A 16,979-nucleotide genomic window follows, 5' to 3' on the forward strand; every position below is an offset into this window, starting at 1 on the left:
ATACTAAAGGGTTTAAATTTATGAAATTAATTCAAGTAACTAAATTAGGATACTTACATTAATATCTTAAATTTCAGGGAATTGGAGTGGGTAAATTGTATGAAAAAAGTAGTATTAATAAAAGGGCAATCAAATTATAATGTATTACGTTATTGGATGGATGCTTTAGCGAAGGGACTTGAGAAGAAGGGGATAGAAACAATTGTTTTAGATGGGAAATATTCAGTTAATGATCAAGTTATTGCATTATTAGGCTTAGATGTAGATGCTGTAATTTCATTTAACGGTTTGTTTTTAGAAAGTAAAGAGATTATAGAGGAAGTCATTAAAGCTCCTTATATTTATTTACTTATCGATCATCCGATTGATCATTTAGGTCGCCTTGAAAATTTACGACCACAAGATATTTTGACTGTGATGGATCGAAATGATGTAAATAATTTAGAGCATTTTGGCCTAAATATATCCAATATATATATGTTACCTCATGCTGCAATTGAATTGTCAGTGGAACCAGTGGAAAAAACTATTGATATTTTAGTGAGTGGATCTTATTCAGATATGACAATGTATACAAAGTACATTGAGAGCCAGCCACCTGCTATTTTTGCAATTTGTAAAGAAGTTATAGATAATTGTCTTGAAGATTCAAGAAAATACTACATAGATGAATTTTTACAAGCTTTCGCGAAACGGGGAGTATCAATAGATTTACGTCTAAATGATAATCCGGATATCATAAAGTTAGTACGTGATATTGGTAGATATATATATTCTGTGAACCGTTTAAGTGTTGTAACAGCACTTGCGGATGCAGGCTTGCCGATTAGTATTTATGGTAAAGGATGGGAAGATTCACCTCTTATGAATTATCCCAATGTGATTATTCATAAGTCAGTGAATTATTGGCAAACTCAAGAATTGATGCGACAGGCAAAGGTTGTTATGAGTTTTCAAGCATTACTTCGTGATGGTACTCATGAGAGAGTTTTTGCCGGGATGGCGGCACGCTCTGTGGTAGTGACAAATGAAACACCTTATTTGAGAGAGCAATTTACAGAAAATGAAGAATTATTGTTCTATAACTTTAATGATTTAAGCGCAATGGTGGAGGCTGTTCAGGCAATATTAAAAGATAATGAGAAACGTGAAAAAATGTCTGAAGCAGCGTGGCAGGCTATTAAAGGTGCACATACTTTTGAAGAACGAGCACAGTCGATTATTGATATTTTTAATGATGTAGAAGTGCACTAATAAGGGGAATATGGTTAATGTGCCTGTACTAACTGTATTAGACAAAGTTAAAAGACAATATTTGTATTGGTAAAACGAGGCGTATTTGTATTAGTTTTGGTATTGTTATGGTCATCAGCCAATAATTTTACTTATACTTCTACAATCATTGTTTCGGGCTATAATAAAAATATTATAAGGTGAATTTCCGTCTTGTATAATGCGGAAATTCATCCTTTTTTTATACCTATTGGTTTATAAACTTCTAGTGGATGTAATCATTCCTAATTATTTTAATTAGCTTTATTTTAAAAGTGAAATATTTCAAAATTTATCCGATATTAAACAAAAGTAATTGAAAAGCATAGGAGGTCAGGTATGATGCGTATTGTACCGCAAGGACAATCAGTAGAAGCATTGGCTGTTTCAAGTAATACTAGAGTGGCAGATACCGAAGATGCAACAAAGCCTACTGAATTTACTCAAGTAGCTCCACAGCCAATAATAGAAAATCAAAAAATAAATGAGCAAGAAATAACAAAAGAGAAACTACAACAAGCTGTAGAAACAGTGAATGAATTTTTGCAAATCAATCATAATTCTTCAAAATTTGTACTTCACGATGGTTTAGAGCGTTATTTTATACAAGTCGTAGACACTCAAACAGAAGAAATCGTGAAAGAAATACCACCGAAAAAGTTATTAGATGCTTTTTACGAAATGCAAAAACTTTTAGGTATGATTGTAGACGAAAAAATATAAGACTTTTTAGGAGGATTTTAGTATGGTAAACAGAATCGGTGGATTAGCATCGGGAATGGATATTGATGAATTAGTAGCGAAATTAATGAAGGCAGAAAGGTCTCCTCTTATCAAATTACAACAAAAGAAACAAACAACTGAATGGATGCGTGATGCATATAGGGGTGTCAATACAAAATTAAAAACATTTGATAAATATATTCAGGATAATCTTTTAAATAAAAGTTTTATGACTAAAACAGTTACATCTTCAAACTCAAATTATGTTTCAGCAAAGGCAGGTGCAAATGCATCTGGAACATTATCAATTGAGGGTGTTTCTCAATTGGCTTCAGCTGCTCGCGGTCTTGGTAAGCAAATAAATGCAACAGGGAATACAAAATTAAGCGAACTTGGAATTTCTGATGGAGTAATTGAGTTAAGCTCAATCAAAGCGGATGGTAGTATGGCTGCAAAAGGGACTAAAATTGAATTTGATCCAAATAAAACGACTGTATCTGAGTTAGTTGAAAAAATAAATAATAGTAATGCGGGCGTAAGCGCTATATTTGAAAATGGAACTCTTTCAATCACAGCAAAAAATACAGGAGACAATAAAAATGGTGCTGAGGTACAAGTTATTTCAGGAGCAGATGTATTTGGAAAACTTGGTTTTGATTCGTTATTAGGTGCGACTTCAGGAGATTTAGCAAGTGGTGGTACAAACGCAGTATTTCAAGTGAATGGAATTCCAACGGAAAGATCATCTAATACATTTTCTATTTCAGGATATACGGTAACATTAAAAGATACATTCAACGCTGCCACTACAATTGAAAATAATTTAACAGCAGCAAAAGAAGAACTCAAAAATGCTCAGTTAAATAAAGATAAATTACAGGCATTATTAGATACTGCTATTGCTAATTTTGATACTGCTAATGCGGCATATACTAATAGGTATGACCCAGTTTTTAAAAATAGTTTGAATGCTACTGAGCAAGAAGCATACAACAAAATCAATAACAACTCTTTCTTCAGTTCACTTACTGATGCAGAGATGTTTGAATTGCAAAGTTTAGTAGTTGATGAAAATGCGGATGAACAAACTATCAAAGATGCTATTAATGCTAGTTCATCTTTTTCGCCAGATTTGAAATCAAAGCTAATGAGTCTAAGTAAAGATGATTTATTGTTAGTGGAGACTCTAGATGAGACCCAGTTAACTAATTTTAAAGATGCAGCTCAGAAAGAAACTTCACTGAATACTTATAAATCTTTAGATAAACAATTCCTAAGTGGCTTATCCGCTACAGATATTACTAGTATCACAGGGTTAGATTTTACAAGTAATGAAACATTAAATGAATCAATTAATAACTTACAGGACGAAGCTTTAAAAACAAAATTATTAAAGTTAAGTGATACACAGAAGCAATCTTTAAAAAATTTAAGTGAAGAAGACTTGAAAAATTATCAAGAAGTTGCGACAGTTCAGATTCCTTATGATGAAAAATTAGCTTTAAAAGTTCAAGCAGAAAACAATTTCAAAGCTGGTGAAAATCGTTTGAAACAGGCACAAGCAACTTTAGATGCAGCTCAAGCTGCTGCAGATGCTGAAGCCAGTAAGCCATCAACGGCACCAAATATTCCTCCAGTAACAATGACATCTTCAACAGATGTAGATGAGATGATGAACAAAATTAAAGAGTTCGTCACTACATATAACGGTCTTACTAAGGAAATGAACGATCAAACAAAAGAAACAAAATATCGAGATTATTTACCTTTAACAGACGAGCAAAAAAAAGAGATGTCCGAAAATGAAATTAAGCTGTGGGAAGAAAAAGCGAAAAGTGGTTTATTACGTAGCGACTCGATTTTAAGAAGTGGATTGTCTAGTATGCGAGGGTTGATTTACAATTCTAACCCAGCTGTGGGAAATCCAGAATATAATACGTTATTTAAAATTGGGATTACTACTTCAAAATCATATAATGACGGCGGTACATTAGAAATTGATGAAGATAAATTACGTAAGGCATTAGAAGATGATCCTGATGCAGTGACAGCGCTATTTACAAATAGAGGTAATGAAAAAGATACAGTTGTTGTCGACGGTGTTGAAAAAACTGTGGATACTCGTGGTTTCCTCCAAAAGCTTCAAGGGTCTATGAAATCTTTCACGCTAGATATTGAGAAAAAAGCTGGTCGTGCTACACAGTCAGCACAAGAGTACACAATCGGTAAAAATCTAGTTGATATGGATAAACGGATTGATACGTGGAAAACAAAATTAGAAAATATCGAGGCTCGATATTGGAAGCAATTCAGTGCAATGGAGAAAGCTATTAACAAAGCAAACTCACAGTCAAGTATTTTTGCACAATTTGGTGGACAGGGATAAAGGTTTTAGTATAATTTAGTTAAAAGGTAATAAAAAGGAGTTGTCTTTGATTGGCAGCACAAACATCAGCACATAATGCATATAAACAAAATAGTGTAACAACAGCTTCGCCAGGAGAATTAACATTAATGCTGTATAATGGATGCTTAAAGTTTCTGCATAAGGCAAAGTTGGCGATTCAAGATAAAAATATTCAGGGGAAAAATACCAATCTCCAAAAAGCACAGGCAATCATAAGTGAACTTATGTCTACTCTAAATATGGATATTGAAATATCAAAAAATATGATGGCACTCTATGAATATATGAATACTCGATTAGTAGAAGCAAATATTCGGAACGACATTTCCATAATTGAAGAGGTTGAAGGGCTAGTTACAGAATTCCGTGATACTTGGAAGGAAGTTATTCGTATAAATCGTCAGCAACAATACGGAAACGGAGACAGAATATGATGGGACCAGTTGAACGATTGCTCTCAACTTCAGCTAAACTTTACGAGCATTTGTCAACCATACCTAACGGAGATGATCGAGAAGAATTTATTGAAAAGATAGATGCATTACTCGACGAGCGTGGAGCAATAATCGAAGAGTTAAAACAATCCGGTAAATCTTTAGATGGCCATCAATTAAATAAGCATTTACAAGAGCTAGATCGTGGCATACAGGAACGGTTACAAAAGGTTATGACTGAAATTAAAACAGATATGAAAACTCTTCAACAGTCTAAAAAAACTGAGCAGCAATATTTAAATCCGTATAGCTCTGTCCGTGTAATGGATGGTATGTATTACGACGGGAAAAAATAAGTTAAAAGATACTTATACTTTTAAGGATCTTATATTCATCAAAACCAGGACTCTTTATAAATGAGTTCCTGGTTTTGTGTTTGTTTCTAGAATAGTAACACCAGAATTTAGATTAGAGAAGTTCTGTGAGTATATATATTTTACAAATACCGCTATATTTCAGTAAATAACGACAATTATTGTTGGTGAAGTGTCCTAATTCCTTTTTTGAATTATTTAAGGGCATTAAGTCATGAAATAGGTCTTTATCCTGTATAATATGTTACTTATTCCCTCTAGATGTAAAACATGCATCGTGTCATAATCATGCTAAACAGATGTTTAGAATAGTATTGGGGTGGGTAGATGAAATTTAAACGCCAAGAAGGCTTTCGATTTAAGTTCGATAAGCCTGTTAAAATGACTTTTGCAGTATATGAGGATGGTAGAGTCAATCAAGCGCAAACGGCAATGGCTGACTTGCTTGATATTAGTCCACGAGGTTTAAAGATGTTTACTGAGGTGGATTTAGGTGTTAATCCACCTCCTCTGGATTTACGTTTTGTTCTAGATACTAGAGAGGTACGAGCTTATGGTGAAATAATTTGGAGCCGTCCTTTTGGCAAGGGCAAGCAGTATGGTGTTAATTTCAATGATCAAGAATCGATTGAGGATTTGATTGTCGAAGAGTTGAAACTGCGCCGAAGAAGAGAAGCTGATGAGGCAAAACTAAATAGCATTAATTCATAAAGTGAAACATTCATCAGTAGTTTTATTCATCCCATATCTAACTTCTTTGCTTATACATTATTGTAGGAAAAATTTTTTTTTGAAAAAAAGAATTATTTTAGAGGAATTTCGCACACTTGTGTAGAAGTATAAAGTATAGCAGTTATAAAGGAGGAGTTTACATGTTAAACTTTAACATTCGCGGTGAAAATATTGAGGTAACTCCAGCTATTCGAGAGTATGTTGAGAACAAAGTCGAGAAAGTTGAACGTTATTTTAACGAAGATGTTAACGCCAACGCTAACGTAAATTTAAAGGTTTATAATGACAAGCAAACTAAAGTGGAAGTTACAATTCCAATGAAGAACTTAACTCTTCGTGCAGAAGAGCGTCATAATGATATGTATGCTGCAATTGACTTAATCGTTGATAAATTAGAACGTCAAATCCGTAAGCATAAAACAAAAGTAAACCGTAAATTCCGAGAGCGCGAAGGTACAGGCCTTTATTTTGCTACTTCTCAAGCAGCAGCTGATGCAGTAACAGAGGAAGATGAATATTCAATTGTTCGCACAAAGCAATTTGATTTAAAACCGATGGATCAAGAAGAAGCTGTATTACAAATGAATATGCTAGGGCATGATTTCTATATCTTTACAGATGCGGAATCAAACGGCACAAATATTGTCTACAAACGCAAAGACGGTAAATATGGCTTAATTGAAACAACTTAAACTTTAATATGCATAAGGGCTCTCGCGAAAAGCGGGAGCCTTTTTTAGGGCTTTCATTTCATGCTAAGGACTCTGTTTGCATGAAACTGTTACACAATGGTAAAATGGAAGTTGAGACTATATAGGAAGTGAAAAAATTCATGGTAAACCTATTAAATAAATTATTTGATTTCAATAAACGTGAACTAAAAAAATTAGAAAAAATCGCTGACCAGGTTGAGGGATTCGCTTCTCAAATGGAACAGCTTTCAGATGATCAATTACAAGCGAAAACAGAAGAGTTTAAAAAACGTTTTGCCGACGGAGAGCATTTAGATTCGATTCGTGCGGAAGCTTTTGCCGTTTGTCGAGAAGGGTCAAAGCGTGTGCTAGAGATGTACCCATTCCGTGTACAAATTATGGGTGCTGCTGCATTAGATGAAGGTAATATTGCGGAAATGAAAACCGGTGAAGGTAAAACGTTAACGGCTACGATGGCTGTTTACTTAAATGCTATTACTGGTAAAGGCGTACATGTTGTGACAGTCAATGAATATTTAGCAAGTCGTGATGCTGAAGAAATGGGACATTTGTATAATTTCTTAGGCTTAACGGTTGGTTTAAACTTGAACAGCCTGTCAAAAGAAGAAAAACGTGCAGCCTATGAAGCTGATATTACGTATAGTACAAACAATGAACTTGGTTTTGACTATTTACGTGATAATATGGTGCTTTATAAAGAAGAACGTGTACAACGTCCGCTACATTATGCGGTAATCGATGAGGTTGACTCGATTTTAGTTGATGAAGCGCGAACACCATTAATTATTTCGGGTCAGGCTGGGAAATCAGCGCAGCTTTATAAACAGTCTAATGCGTTTGTTCGTATGTTAAGTGCGGAAACGGATTACACATATGAAGAGTCGACAAAAGGTGTTACGTTAACAGATGCTGGTGTTGAAAAAGCAGAGAAGGCATTTGGCATTGATAACCTATTTGATTTGACACATGTGCGTTTAAACCATGCGATTAACCAATCGTTAAAAGCACATGTCAGTATGCATAATGATGTTGATTATGTTGTACAAGAGGGCGAAATCATTATTGTTGACGGCTTTACAGGTCGTTTAATGAAAGGTCGCCGTTACTCAGATGGACTGCATCAGGCGATCGAAGCTAAAGAGGGCGTAGAGATTCAAAATGAATCGATGACGATGGCGACAATTACGTTCCAAAATTACTTCCGTATGTATCAAAAGCTTGCAGGTATGACAGGTACAGCGAAAACAGAGGAAGAGGAATTCCGTAATATTTATAATATGAGTGTTGTGGCGATTCCAACGAATAAACCGATTGCTCGTGATGACCGTCCGGACTTAATTTTTGCTTCGATGGAAGGGAAATATAAAGCGGTGGCGGCAGATATTGCAGAGCGCCATAAAGCAGGACAACCTGTTCTTGTCGGTACTGTTGCAATTGAAACATCTGAAATTATCTCGAATTTATTGAATAAATATAAAATCCCACATAACGTATTAAACGCGAAAAACCATGAGCGTGAAGCGGAAATTATTGCGAATGCTGGTACGCAGGGTGCGGTAACAATCGCTACTAACATGGCAGGTCGTGGTACGGACATTAAACCTGGAGAAGGTGTAATGGAGCTTGGTGGTTTAGCGGTAATTGGTACGGAGCGACATGAATCTCGTCGTATCGATAATCAGCTGCGTGGTCGTTCTGGTCGTCAAGGGAACCCAGGGATTACTCAATTCTATCTGTCACTAGAAGATGAATTAATGCGTCGTTTTGGCTCTGATAATATGAAGAACATGATGATGAAATTAGGGATGGATGATTCCCAGCCATTACAATCTAAAGTTGTTTCAAGAGCAGTAGAATCAGCTCAAAAACGTGTTGAAGGTAATAACTTTGATGCTCGTAAACGACTATTACAATACGATGATGTATTACGTCAGCAACGTGAGATTATTTATAAAGAGCGTTATGACGTATTAGAAACAGATAATATGCGTGTTCTTGTTGAGTCTATGATTCAAGAAACGATCGACAATGTTGTCGCATTGTATACGCAAGGTGAGCAAAAGGATTGGAACTTAAAAGCAATTGATGACTTTGTCGCAGCAAATCTATTAGATGAAGGCGATCTAAAGGTGGAAGATTTCCAAGGTAAATCCGCAGAAGAGATTAACCAGTTAATTTCTAACGCTGTCCAAGTACGTTATGATGAAAAAGAAGAACATCTTACACCAGAGCGTATGCGTGAATTTGAAAAGGTTATCTTACTACGTTCAATTGATACGAAGTGGATTGATCATATTGATGCGATGGATCAGCTACGTCAAGGTATCCATCTTCGTGCATATGGTCAAAACGACCCGCTTCGTGAGTATCAACAAGAGGGCTTTGCTATGTTTGAGGATATGGTCGCTTCCATTCGTGAAGATGTAGCAAAATATGCGATGAAGGCAGAAATCCATAATAATTTAGAGCGTGAGGAAGTTGCAAAAGGTCAAGCTGTTAATCCGAAAGAGGATGAAGGAGGTTCAGCTCCGAAAAAGCAACCTGTCCGTAAGGCTGAAAATGTCGGACGTAATGATTTATGTCCATGCGGAAGCGGTAAGAAATTTAAAAACTGCCATGGTGCAGGTCAATAATATTCGAAAAAGACCATTTTACTATATGTTAAAATGGTCTTTTTTTATGTTTTAGGACATTTCCACGATACGACTACTGCTAGGTAAGAACATAGTGAATGTGCGAACAATCGTCAAAATCAGAGTTTTAGCGAATGGAAATATTAGAAAATTCAGAAAAAGATACATAATACTACAACAATAGGTAAATAGTTCAATGAAAAGGGTAATGTTTATAACTTTTTTCTAATTTATTATGGATGTATAAATAGTTTGAAAGTTTTGATAATAATAGCCAACTCTTTGAATAAAGGGGGTGATTCATGGGTGGATATTAAAAATCCTCGAGAAAAGGAGTCCTGGTCAGACCTTCTCGAGGAAATACATTGGAGTATACCAATATATTTATTAGTATACTCCTCTTTACTAGAAAAAATAAATACTATTTTAAGGAGGATTGACATGCATAGTGATGACATTATGAGTAGTAAAACGATGCTGTATATACCTGAGTATGATGCCCATGGTAACTTGTGTACACGTGTAATAGAAAGGGATTACGAATATATATCAAAATTAGCGCCGACAAAATTAATGGATTATAATCTACGTTATTTTGGTTCAAGCTTAAGAGGCGCTTTCGATGGATCGAGAATGATACTTGGAAAGCTGAATAAAAATCCAATAGTTGTTCATGAGCAAAGTAATATTGTATGGTTTCCAAGTATGTCTTATTTACGACGTGAATGTACGTGGTTTGCTGTTCATCATATTCAGGACTATCTAGCTGTCGATAAAAAGAATACAAGAGTAATTTTTATGAACGGCTACGAAACAAATGTGGATCTAAGTGCTAGAGCATTTGAAAACAGAATTCAAAGAGCATTTTTACTAAAATATAAACTGGAGAAACGAACAAAGAATTTATTAGTTCAATATGATCGAGGTAAAGTATTCAAACGTATGGCCAACGATGTTATCTTTGAGGCTGAAGCTGAAAAAGACTGAAACGAATCCTGTGTTGTAAAAAAGTATGTTTTCCCCCGTAAAAACGTTATAATAAAGAGATCGGGGCTTTAAAAAATGAAGTATCAGTATTTACAAGTTTGCCCCATTAATAACGTTCGGAGGATTTAACAAATGATTGAATTAGCAGATGTACGTAACGCGTTAGACACTTCAGCCAAAAAATTGGCGGACTTTAGGGGGTCTCTTTGACTTAGAAAACAAAGAGGCACGTATTCAAGAATTAGATGAAATGATGCTTGAGCCAGGCTTCTGGGATGATCAGCAAGGCGCACAGGTAATCATTAATGAGAGTAATGGCTTAAAGGCAATTGTTAATGAGTATAAAGATTTATTGGAAACATATGAGAACCTAGATATGACGCTAGAGCTATTGCGTGAAGAGCCTGATGAAGAATTGCAGGAGGAGCTAGGCAATGAATTAGTAGAATTCCAGCAAAAAATGGGCGATTTTGAGCTGCAATTATTATTAAGCGGTCCATACGATCAAAATAATGCGATATTAGAGCTTCACCCCGGAGCAGGTGGTACGGAATCTCAGGACTGGGGCTCAATGCTGCTTCGTATGTACACACGCTGGGCGGAAAAACGTGGCTTTAAAGTCGAAACAGTTGATTATCTTCCAGGCGATGAAGCTGGGATTAAATCTGTAACATTATCCATTAAGGGTCATAATGCGTACGGCTATTTGCAAGCAGAAAAAGGTGTCCATCGTTTAGTGCGTATTTCACCGTTTGACTCTTCTGGTCGTCGTCATACATCTTTCGTTTCTTGTGATGTTATGCCTGAATTCGATGATAATATTGAAATTGATATTCGTACAGAGGATTTAAAAATTGATACGTATCGTGCAACGGGTGCAGGTGGTCAGCATATTAATACAACAGATTCAGCTGTTCGTATTACGCACATTCCAACTGGTACTGTCGTACAATGTCAGGCAGAACGTTCACAAATTAAAAACCGTGAAAAAGCAATGACGATGTTAAAAGGTAAACTCTATCAATTAGAGATCGAAAAGCAACAAGCACAGCTAGATGAAATCCGTGGTGAACAGAAGGAAATCGGCTGGGGCTCACAAATTCGTTCATATGTATTCCATCCATATTCAATGGTGAAGGATCATCGTACAAATGAAGAAACTGGTAATGTAAGTGCGGTGATGGATGGTGATGTAGATCCATTCATTAATGCATATTTACGTTCAAAAATCGGGTAATGAAAGCCCCTCAGAGGCACAGTGATATTGTGCTTTTGAGGGGGTTTTTTATGGTTTAAATCAAAATGGTGGGTAGTACGGAGTGTCTTGGCTAATCTCCTTCCGTTCATTCATGTAATGTTTATAGAGCATCGATGCATTGACAAATTGCTTGCTAATCGAAGCATATTGAATCGGCAGTTCAATCTGTTTATCATTTTTCAATGTAACGATACAGCCCATTTTACTCGGTACAATATTCGAAATGGCGTGAAGTCCGATCCAAATATTGTGGATAGAGTTTGGCGAATATGTTGGTAGAAAAATACAAGGATAACCATAATCATAAGCAACAACGATTGGAAGCTTATGTTGATTGCCGAAAAAGCGTTTGGCGGAATGTCTTGTTGTTTCATAGGTTGTTCCTAGTGAGACACAAGATTTTCGTAATATATGCATTGGTTTCCGTGTGACGGTAAGTTCATTATGCTTATCAATTACCCGTGTGAAAATTTTAGAGTCATACTGAATTGGCTGAAGTAAATAGGTGTTGAAAGACATTATATATCCATTGACGTAGTTTGCTGACATCTATGTAAGCCTCCTTTTTCTATTTGTTATTGAAGTGTAGAACACAAATTTAAATTCAGAAAATATAAATAAAAGAAGAAAACCATTGATATATCAAGCAATTGTATAGAGAAATTGCTCTAAATTGCATGAGATTAATAGTAAATCGAAATGATTTTCAGTTCTTAAGCATTGCATTTTAATTTCAATTTTCTTATAATTTAGAAAAGGATCGAGGTGAGATCGTTGGATAAATATTATTCGTATACAGATTTTCTAAAAGCCGTTGGTCAGTCAAAGAAAGTTGATGAGGCAGAGAAATTATTAAACGAGATTTATTTAGATTTATTTTTAAATCATATCCAGCGTAAGCATCGTGAAGAGCAGCTCATGGTTCTGATAGATAGAGCACTCGATGAAAAAGATGAAAAGGCATTTCATCTATACGCAACCGAACTAGTAGCTTTACACCAAGATGACAAGTGAATAATATGACGAACCCGCCCTCTGTTATTGGAGGGTGGGATTTTTTTGCTATTTTATTTGGATATCTCGAATGGTAATCTGATCAGTTATTCAATTTTTATTACATACGACAATCTAAAATAGAAGTAAAGCGTCCTGAATTTTGTTAAATCTTTTCCAAAATAATTTTTTTATAGTGTCACAAATCCCCATTGATTTCAGTTATATAGGTTAGAAAGGAGGGGGAACATTTGACTGTACTAAATAAATCTAAGGAAAATCCCAATTTAGATATAAAATCTATCGTGGAACAAGTTCAAACAGGTGATATTCATGCCTATACAGAAATAATTCGTTGCTTTCAAAAGCCAATCTATATTTACTGCTATTATCTTTTAGGAAACAAAGAAGAAGCTGAGGATGCTTCACAAGATATTTTTATAAAGGGATTAGAAAATATTAGTAATTTTTCTTATACTGTTTCTTTTTCAGCATGGCTTTATAAAATTGCTCATCACCACTGTATTGATTTAATAAAAAAGAAAAATAAAGGCTTTAAATTTTGGACAGGTTTTAAGAAAGATCATGCGAATAATCATACTCACAGACAAGAATTTGAATATGGCGATATCATTCACGAGTTATTAGAAAAGTTAAATGTGGACGAAAGACGGATTCTGCTACTTCGATCTATAGAGGAATATAGCTTCGACGAAATTGCTTCTATTATGGAACTTAAACCAACGACTGTTCGAAAAAAATATGAACGATTACGTAAAAAGTTGATGAAAGAGAATAAGTTAGGAGGGGATATTTATGAACACTCGTTCAAAACTGGAGGATAAAGAGTTAGAGCAGTTAGAAAGATTTATTCGAGAGACCCCTATAGAAATTGATTTAGTTAATCGTACAATGAACAAATATGAAAGCAGTCGTTATACAAAGCAGTCAGAAAGTTCTAGAATCTCAAAGAAAATGCGTCAAAGAGTGATGATGATTACGGCCTCTGCAGCAATGATTTTTAGCTTTTTATTTGTCACTAGCCTAATTTCACCAACGATGGCTGCAACGATAAAACAAGTTCCTGTACTTTCATCTATTTTCAAGCTTGCTGGTGATCTTGGTCTGCAAACAGCTGATGAAAAGGGACTCTCAACTAAACTTCATGCAAGTGTTACTCATGATGATTTTACATTAAATGTATCAGAAGTAGTGTTTGACGGTACACGTGTTTCAATAGGGATTGAGCGCCCTCATAAAGAAGATGAGAAAGAAACTTTAAGTGATCGTATCAGCAATATTGAATTGTTTATAAATGGTAATCCTATTAATTCTTTTGGTAGGGAAAATTCAATGAATGGAATTTTCTTAAACCCAGGGAAGGATAATGATTCTGCCATTATTGAATTTGTGGATGAGAGAAATCAAGGGGGGCGTCCTTTTCCTGAACAGTTTGATTTAACGTTAAGTACTACAATAACTGGCATACAGAACCCTTTAATAATTGATATTCCTGTGGAAAATAAAATAGAAGACTTTGTAACTTTACAACCTAATGTAAGCCGAGATTACGACAATATTCGCTTTACTGTAAAAAAACTCGAATTCACACCAATCACGACAAATTTAACTACACAAATTGATTTGACTGACAACTCAAACTTCACGCAATCACCAATAGCAAAGCACATGGGCGTAGATTTTTTTGATGATCAAGGCAATAAACTTAAATTAATTAATGGAAATGGATGGAATGCTACCGGTGGAAGCTATCAGATTATGGATTATCGATTCCATCCATTTGAATCCATTCCAAAGACAATAACCCTCAAGCCATATGTACAACTTTATGAGGATAACCAAATGGGGGTATATCAATTAGATGAAAATGGTGAGCCGAAGATTCAATATATTCCTGAGCTGGAGGTTACACTACCAATAAACTCACAAAAATAAATAGTAGAGAAAGTGAGGTAAACTTCACTTTCTCTACTAAACATTTCAAATTATCTTTTACGAATTTGAATTTATAATGGTAACCCGATCAGATATTCAATTTACCTGATCAGTTTTACTGTCAACCTGATCATATCTCCAAGCAACCCGATCACTTTTTCAAACTACCTGATCACTTCTCCAAGCAACCTGAGCGATCCTCCTCTTACTCAATCCAATCTCCCTAAGATGCTCTTTATTGGACCCGATTTCGACGAACAATCCATCACCAAACAGTGAAATTCCTGCTAAGGTCATGTATTTACATCGCCCAATCTCGATTAGCTAACATTTGGAAAGGGTAATCTATTGATAGAGATGTTTCTATTAATTATTATAGTACATACGTTCTGTTAATTCATCTCAAATAGAGCAAACGAAAAACATTTACAAACATTCGTTCGTTAAATGTTCGAAATTTTAATAGTGCTATGCTAAAATATATGTATCAAATTGGTAGGGAAGGACGGGGACATGTGTGCAAACATTTGATTTACAAGCGCCATATACGCCTGGTGGAGATCAGCCGCAGGCAATTGCGGAATTAGTGGAGGGTGTACGTGCCGGTAAACGTCATCAAACGTTGCTCGGTGCAACTGGAACAGGAAAAACGTTTACGATTTCTAATGTCATTAAACAGGTAAAAAAACCGACACTTATTATGGCACACAATAAAACTTTAGCGGGTCAATTATATAGTGAGTTTAAAGAGTTCTTCCCTAATAATGCCGTTGAATACTTTGTCAGCTACTATGACTACTTTCAGCCAGAGGCATATGTACCGCAGACGGATACTTATATCGAGAAAGATTCAAGCATTAATGATGAAATTGATAAGTTACGTCACTCTGCAACATCTTCATTATTCGAGCGTGATGATGTCATTATTATTGCATCCGTGTCCTGTATATATGGTCTAGGTTCTCCAGAAGAATATCGTGAAATGGTCGTATCAGTGCGTACTGGAATGGAAATTGAACGTAATCAGTTGCTTCGAAAACTGGTCGATGTACAGTATGAGCGTAATGATGTGAGTTTTACACGTGGGACGTTTCGGGTACGTGGCGATGTAGTGGAAATATTCCCTGCATCTCGTGATGAGCATTGTATCCGCGTGGAGTTTTTCGGGGACGAGATCGATCGAATTCGCGAGGTGAATGCGTTAACTGGTGAAATATTAGCGGATCGTGATCATGTAGCTATTTTCCCAGCATCCCACTTCGTTACACGAGAAGAAAAAATGCTAAAGGCCATTGAAAATATTGAAAAAGAGTTGGAGGAGCGTTTAGCTCTTTTACGTGCAGAGGATAAATTATTAGAGGCACAGCGTTTAGAGCAACGCACTCGCTACGATTTAGAAATGATGCGTGAAATGGGCTTTTGCTCAGGTATCGAAAACTACTCGCGTCATTTAACATTGCGTGAATCGGGGGCAACTCCATATACGCTACTTGACTATTTCCCTGAGGATTTTTTACTTGTTGTCGATGAAAGTCACGTTACTTTACCACAAGTTCGAGGGATGTATAACGGTGACCAAGCACGTAAAGGTGTGCTAGTTGAGCATGGGTTCCGTTTGCCATCAGCACTAGATAACCGCCCTTTACGTTTTGAAGAATTTGAGAAACATATACATCAAGCTATTTATGTATCAGCAACACCAGGCCCGTATGAGCTTGAGCATACTCCGGAAATGGCGCAGCAAATTATTCGTCCAACAGGGCTGCTTGATCCACAAATTGACGTACGTCCTATTGAAGGACAAATTGATGATTTAATCGATGAAATTCAAGGTCGTATTGCCCGTAATGAACGAGTCCTAGTTACAACATTGACGAAAAAAATGTCAGAGGATTTATCGGCTTATTTGAAAGAAATGGGCTTAAAGGTGGAGTACTTGCATTCAGAAATTAAGACGCTAGAGCGAATTGAAATTATTCGCGAGCTGCGTAAAGGTACTTACGATGTTCTAATCGGCATTAACTTATTGCGAGAAGGGCTAGATATTCCTGAGGTTTCTCTTGTGGCGATTTTAGATGCTGACAAGGAAGGATTTTTACGTTCAGAGCGTTCATTAATACAAACGATTGGACGTGCTGCTCGTAATGCTAATGGTCATGTCATTATGTACGCAAATAATATGACGGATTCGATGAAAAAGGCGATTGAAGAAACAAAGCGTCGTCGAACACTGCAAATGGCGTATAACGAAGAGCATGGCATTACACCGAAAACGATCGTTAAGAAAATTCCTGATGTTATTCGTGCGACACAGGTCGCAGAGGAAGAAGAATCCTATGTAGCGAAGGCAACAAAAGGTAAGAAGCTGACGAAGGCGGAAAGAGATCAGTTACTTGCTACTCTAGAAGTAGAAATGAAGGAAGCAGCAAAAGCACTCGATTTCGAACGTGCTGCTGAGCTGCGCGATACAATATTTGAATTGAAGTTAGAAGGGTGA

15 protein-coding genes are annotated in these 16,979 nt (G+C 36.0%); 14 read left to right on the forward strand and 1 reads right to left on the reverse strand.

Annotated elements, in window-relative coordinates:
- Nucleotides 1-99: 99 nt before the first annotated feature.
- From ACZ11_RS18925 to prfB, 10 genes are all read left to right on the forward strand, one after another.
- Complete coding sequence (locus tag ACZ11_RS18925; protein WP_049668095.1) at nt 100-1,254, forward strand: glycosyltransferase family protein; 1,155 nt, start codon at nt 100-102, stop codon at nt 1,252-1,254.
- A gap of 360 nt (nt 1,255-1,614) precedes the next feature.
- A complete protein-coding gene (locus tag ACZ11_RS18930; protein ID WP_049668096.1) occupies nt 1,615-1,995 on the forward strand; it encodes a flagellar protein FlaG in 381 nt (126 codons plus the stop codon).
- Nucleotides 1,996-2,017: 22 nt separating this feature from the next.
- The gene (fliD, locus tag ACZ11_RS24765) at nt 2,018-4,381 is read left to right on the forward strand and encodes a flagellar filament capping protein FliD (protein WP_053093237.1); all 2,364 of its coding nucleotides are present in this window, start codon (nt 2,018-2,020) and stop codon (nt 4,379-4,381) included.
- 50 nt (nt 4,382-4,431) lie between these two features.
- The gene (gene fliS, locus ACZ11_RS18940) at nt 4,432-4,836 is read left to right on the forward strand and encodes a flagellar export chaperone FliS (RefSeq protein ID WP_049668097.1); all 405 of its coding nucleotides are present in this window, start codon (nt 4,432-4,434) and stop codon (nt 4,834-4,836) included.
- Nucleotides 4,833-5,192: a flagellar protein FliT gene (locus ACZ11_RS18945; RefSeq protein WP_338048333.1), complete on the forward strand. Its 360-nt coding sequence runs from the start codon at nt 4,833-4,835 to the stop codon at nt 5,190-5,192. Before fliS ends, ACZ11_RS18945 begins: the two co-directional genes overlap by 4 nt.
- A 345-nt stretch (nt 5,193-5,537) precedes the next feature.
- The gene (locus ACZ11_RS18950) at nt 5,538-5,921 is read left to right on the forward strand and encodes a PilZ domain-containing protein (RefSeq protein WP_049668099.1); all 384 of its coding nucleotides are present in this window, start codon (nt 5,538-5,540) and stop codon (nt 5,919-5,921) included.
- A 161-nt stretch (nt 5,922-6,082) separates the two neighbouring features.
- Entirely contained in the window at nt 6,083-6,634 is a 552-nt protein-coding gene (gene hpf, locus ACZ11_RS18955; RefSeq protein WP_049668100.1) for a ribosome hibernation-promoting factor, HPF/YfiA family, read from the forward strand.
- Between the two features lie 140 nt (nt 6,635-6,774).
- The gene (gene secA / locus ACZ11_RS18960; protein ID WP_049668101.1) at nt 6,775-9,288 is read left to right on the forward strand and encodes a preprotein translocase subunit SecA; all 2,514 of its coding nucleotides are present in this window, start codon (nt 6,775-6,777) and stop codon (nt 9,286-9,288) included.
- 441 nt (nt 9,289-9,729) lie between these two features.
- The gene (locus tag ACZ11_RS18965) at nt 9,730-10,275 is read left to right on the forward strand and encodes a competence protein ComK (protein WP_049668102.1); all 546 of its coding nucleotides are present in this window, start codon (nt 9,730-9,732) and stop codon (nt 10,273-10,275) included.
- 132 nt (nt 10,276-10,407) lie between these two features.
- A protein-coding gene (gene prfB, locus ACZ11_RS18970; RefSeq protein ID WP_400910585.1) for a peptide chain release factor 2 occupies nt 10,408-11,512 on the forward strand; the annotation gives its coding sequence in 2 pieces (ribosomal slippage) (nt 10,408-10,482 and nt 10,484-11,512; 1,104 coding nt in all).
- 60 nt (nt 11,513-11,572) lie between these two features.
- On the opposite strand, the gene ACZ11_RS18975 is transcribed toward prfB, so the two are convergent.
- Nucleotides 11,573-12,082 (reverse strand): competence protein ComK, encoded by a 510-nt coding sequence (locus ACZ11_RS18975; RefSeq protein ID WP_049668104.1) that lies wholly within the window; start codon nt 12,080-12,082, stop codon nt 11,573-11,575.
- Nucleotides 12,083-12,307: 225 nt separating this feature from the next.
- On the opposite strand from ACZ11_RS18975, the gene ACZ11_RS18980 reads away from it, so the two are divergent.
- The 4 genes from ACZ11_RS18980 to uvrB all read left to right on the forward strand — a co-directional run bounded on the left by ACZ11_RS18980 (nt 12,308) and on the right by uvrB (nt 16,979).
- Nucleotides 12,308-12,547 (forward strand): IDEAL domain-containing protein, encoded by a 240-nt coding sequence (locus ACZ11_RS18980; protein ID WP_049668105.1) that lies wholly within the window; start codon nt 12,308-12,310, stop codon nt 12,545-12,547.
- 230 nt (nt 12,548-12,777) lie between these two features.
- Entirely contained in the window at nt 12,778-13,371 is a 594-nt protein-coding gene (locus ACZ11_RS18985) for an RNA polymerase sigma factor (RefSeq protein WP_049668106.1), read from the forward strand.
- The gene (locus ACZ11_RS18990; protein ID WP_049668107.1) at nt 13,343-14,482 is read left to right on the forward strand and encodes a DUF4179 domain-containing protein; all 1,140 of its coding nucleotides are present in this window, start codon (nt 13,343-13,345) and stop codon (nt 14,480-14,482) included. Before ACZ11_RS18985 ends, ACZ11_RS18990 begins: the two co-directional genes overlap by 29 nt.
- Before the next feature lie 517 nt (nt 14,483-14,999).
- On the forward strand, nt 15,000-16,979 hold the full coding sequence (uvrB, locus tag ACZ11_RS18995) for an excinuclease ABC subunit UvrB (RefSeq protein ID WP_049668108.1): 1,980 nt from the start codon (nt 15,000-15,002) through the stop codon (nt 16,977-16,979).

Origin of the sequence: Lysinibacillus xylanilyticus (assembly GCF_001183605.1) — a bacterium.
Taxonomy (GTDB): Bacteria; Bacillota; Bacilli; order Bacillales_A; family Planococcaceae; genus Lysinibacillus; species Lysinibacillus xylanilyticus.

What these genes read in the sequence shown, in the direction of transcription:
- secA (WP_049668101.1), top strand. Translation starts at nt 6,775, where the DNA reads ATGGTAAACCTATTAAATAAATTATTTGATTTCAATAAACGTGAACTA.
- ACZ11_RS18925 (WP_049668095.1), top strand. Translation starts at nt 100, where the DNA reads ATGAAAAAAGTAGTATTAATAAAAGGGCAATCAAATTATAATGTATTA.
- ACZ11_RS18990 (WP_049668107.1), top strand. Translation starts at nt 13,343, where the DNA reads ATGAACACTCGTTCAAAACTGGAGGATAAAGAGTTAGAGCAGTTAGAA.
- hpf (WP_049668100.1), top strand. Translation starts at nt 6,083, where the DNA reads ATGTTAAACTTTAACATTCGCGGTGAAAATATTGAGGTAACTCCAGCT.
- ACZ11_RS18950 (WP_049668099.1), top strand. Translation starts at nt 5,538, where the DNA reads ATGAAATTTAAACGCCAAGAAGGCTTTCGATTTAAGTTCGATAAGCCT.
- fliD (WP_053093237.1), top strand. Translation starts at nt 2,018, where the DNA reads ATGGTAAACAGAATCGGTGGATTAGCATCGGGAATGGATATTGATGAA.
- ACZ11_RS18945 (WP_338048333.1), top strand. Translation starts at nt 4,833, where the DNA reads ATGATGGGACCAGTTGAACGATTGCTCTCAACTTCAGCTAAACTTTAC.
- ACZ11_RS18975 (WP_049668104.1), bottom strand. Translation starts at nt 12,082, where the DNA reads ATGTCAGCAAACTACGTCAATGGATATATAATGTCTTTCAACACCTAT.
- ACZ11_RS18965 (WP_049668102.1), top strand. Translation starts at nt 9,730, where the DNA reads ATGCATAGTGATGACATTATGAGTAGTAAAACGATGCTGTATATACCT.
- ACZ11_RS18930 (WP_049668096.1), top strand. Translation starts at nt 1,615, where the DNA reads ATGCGTATTGTACCGCAAGGACAATCAGTAGAAGCATTGGCTGTTTCA.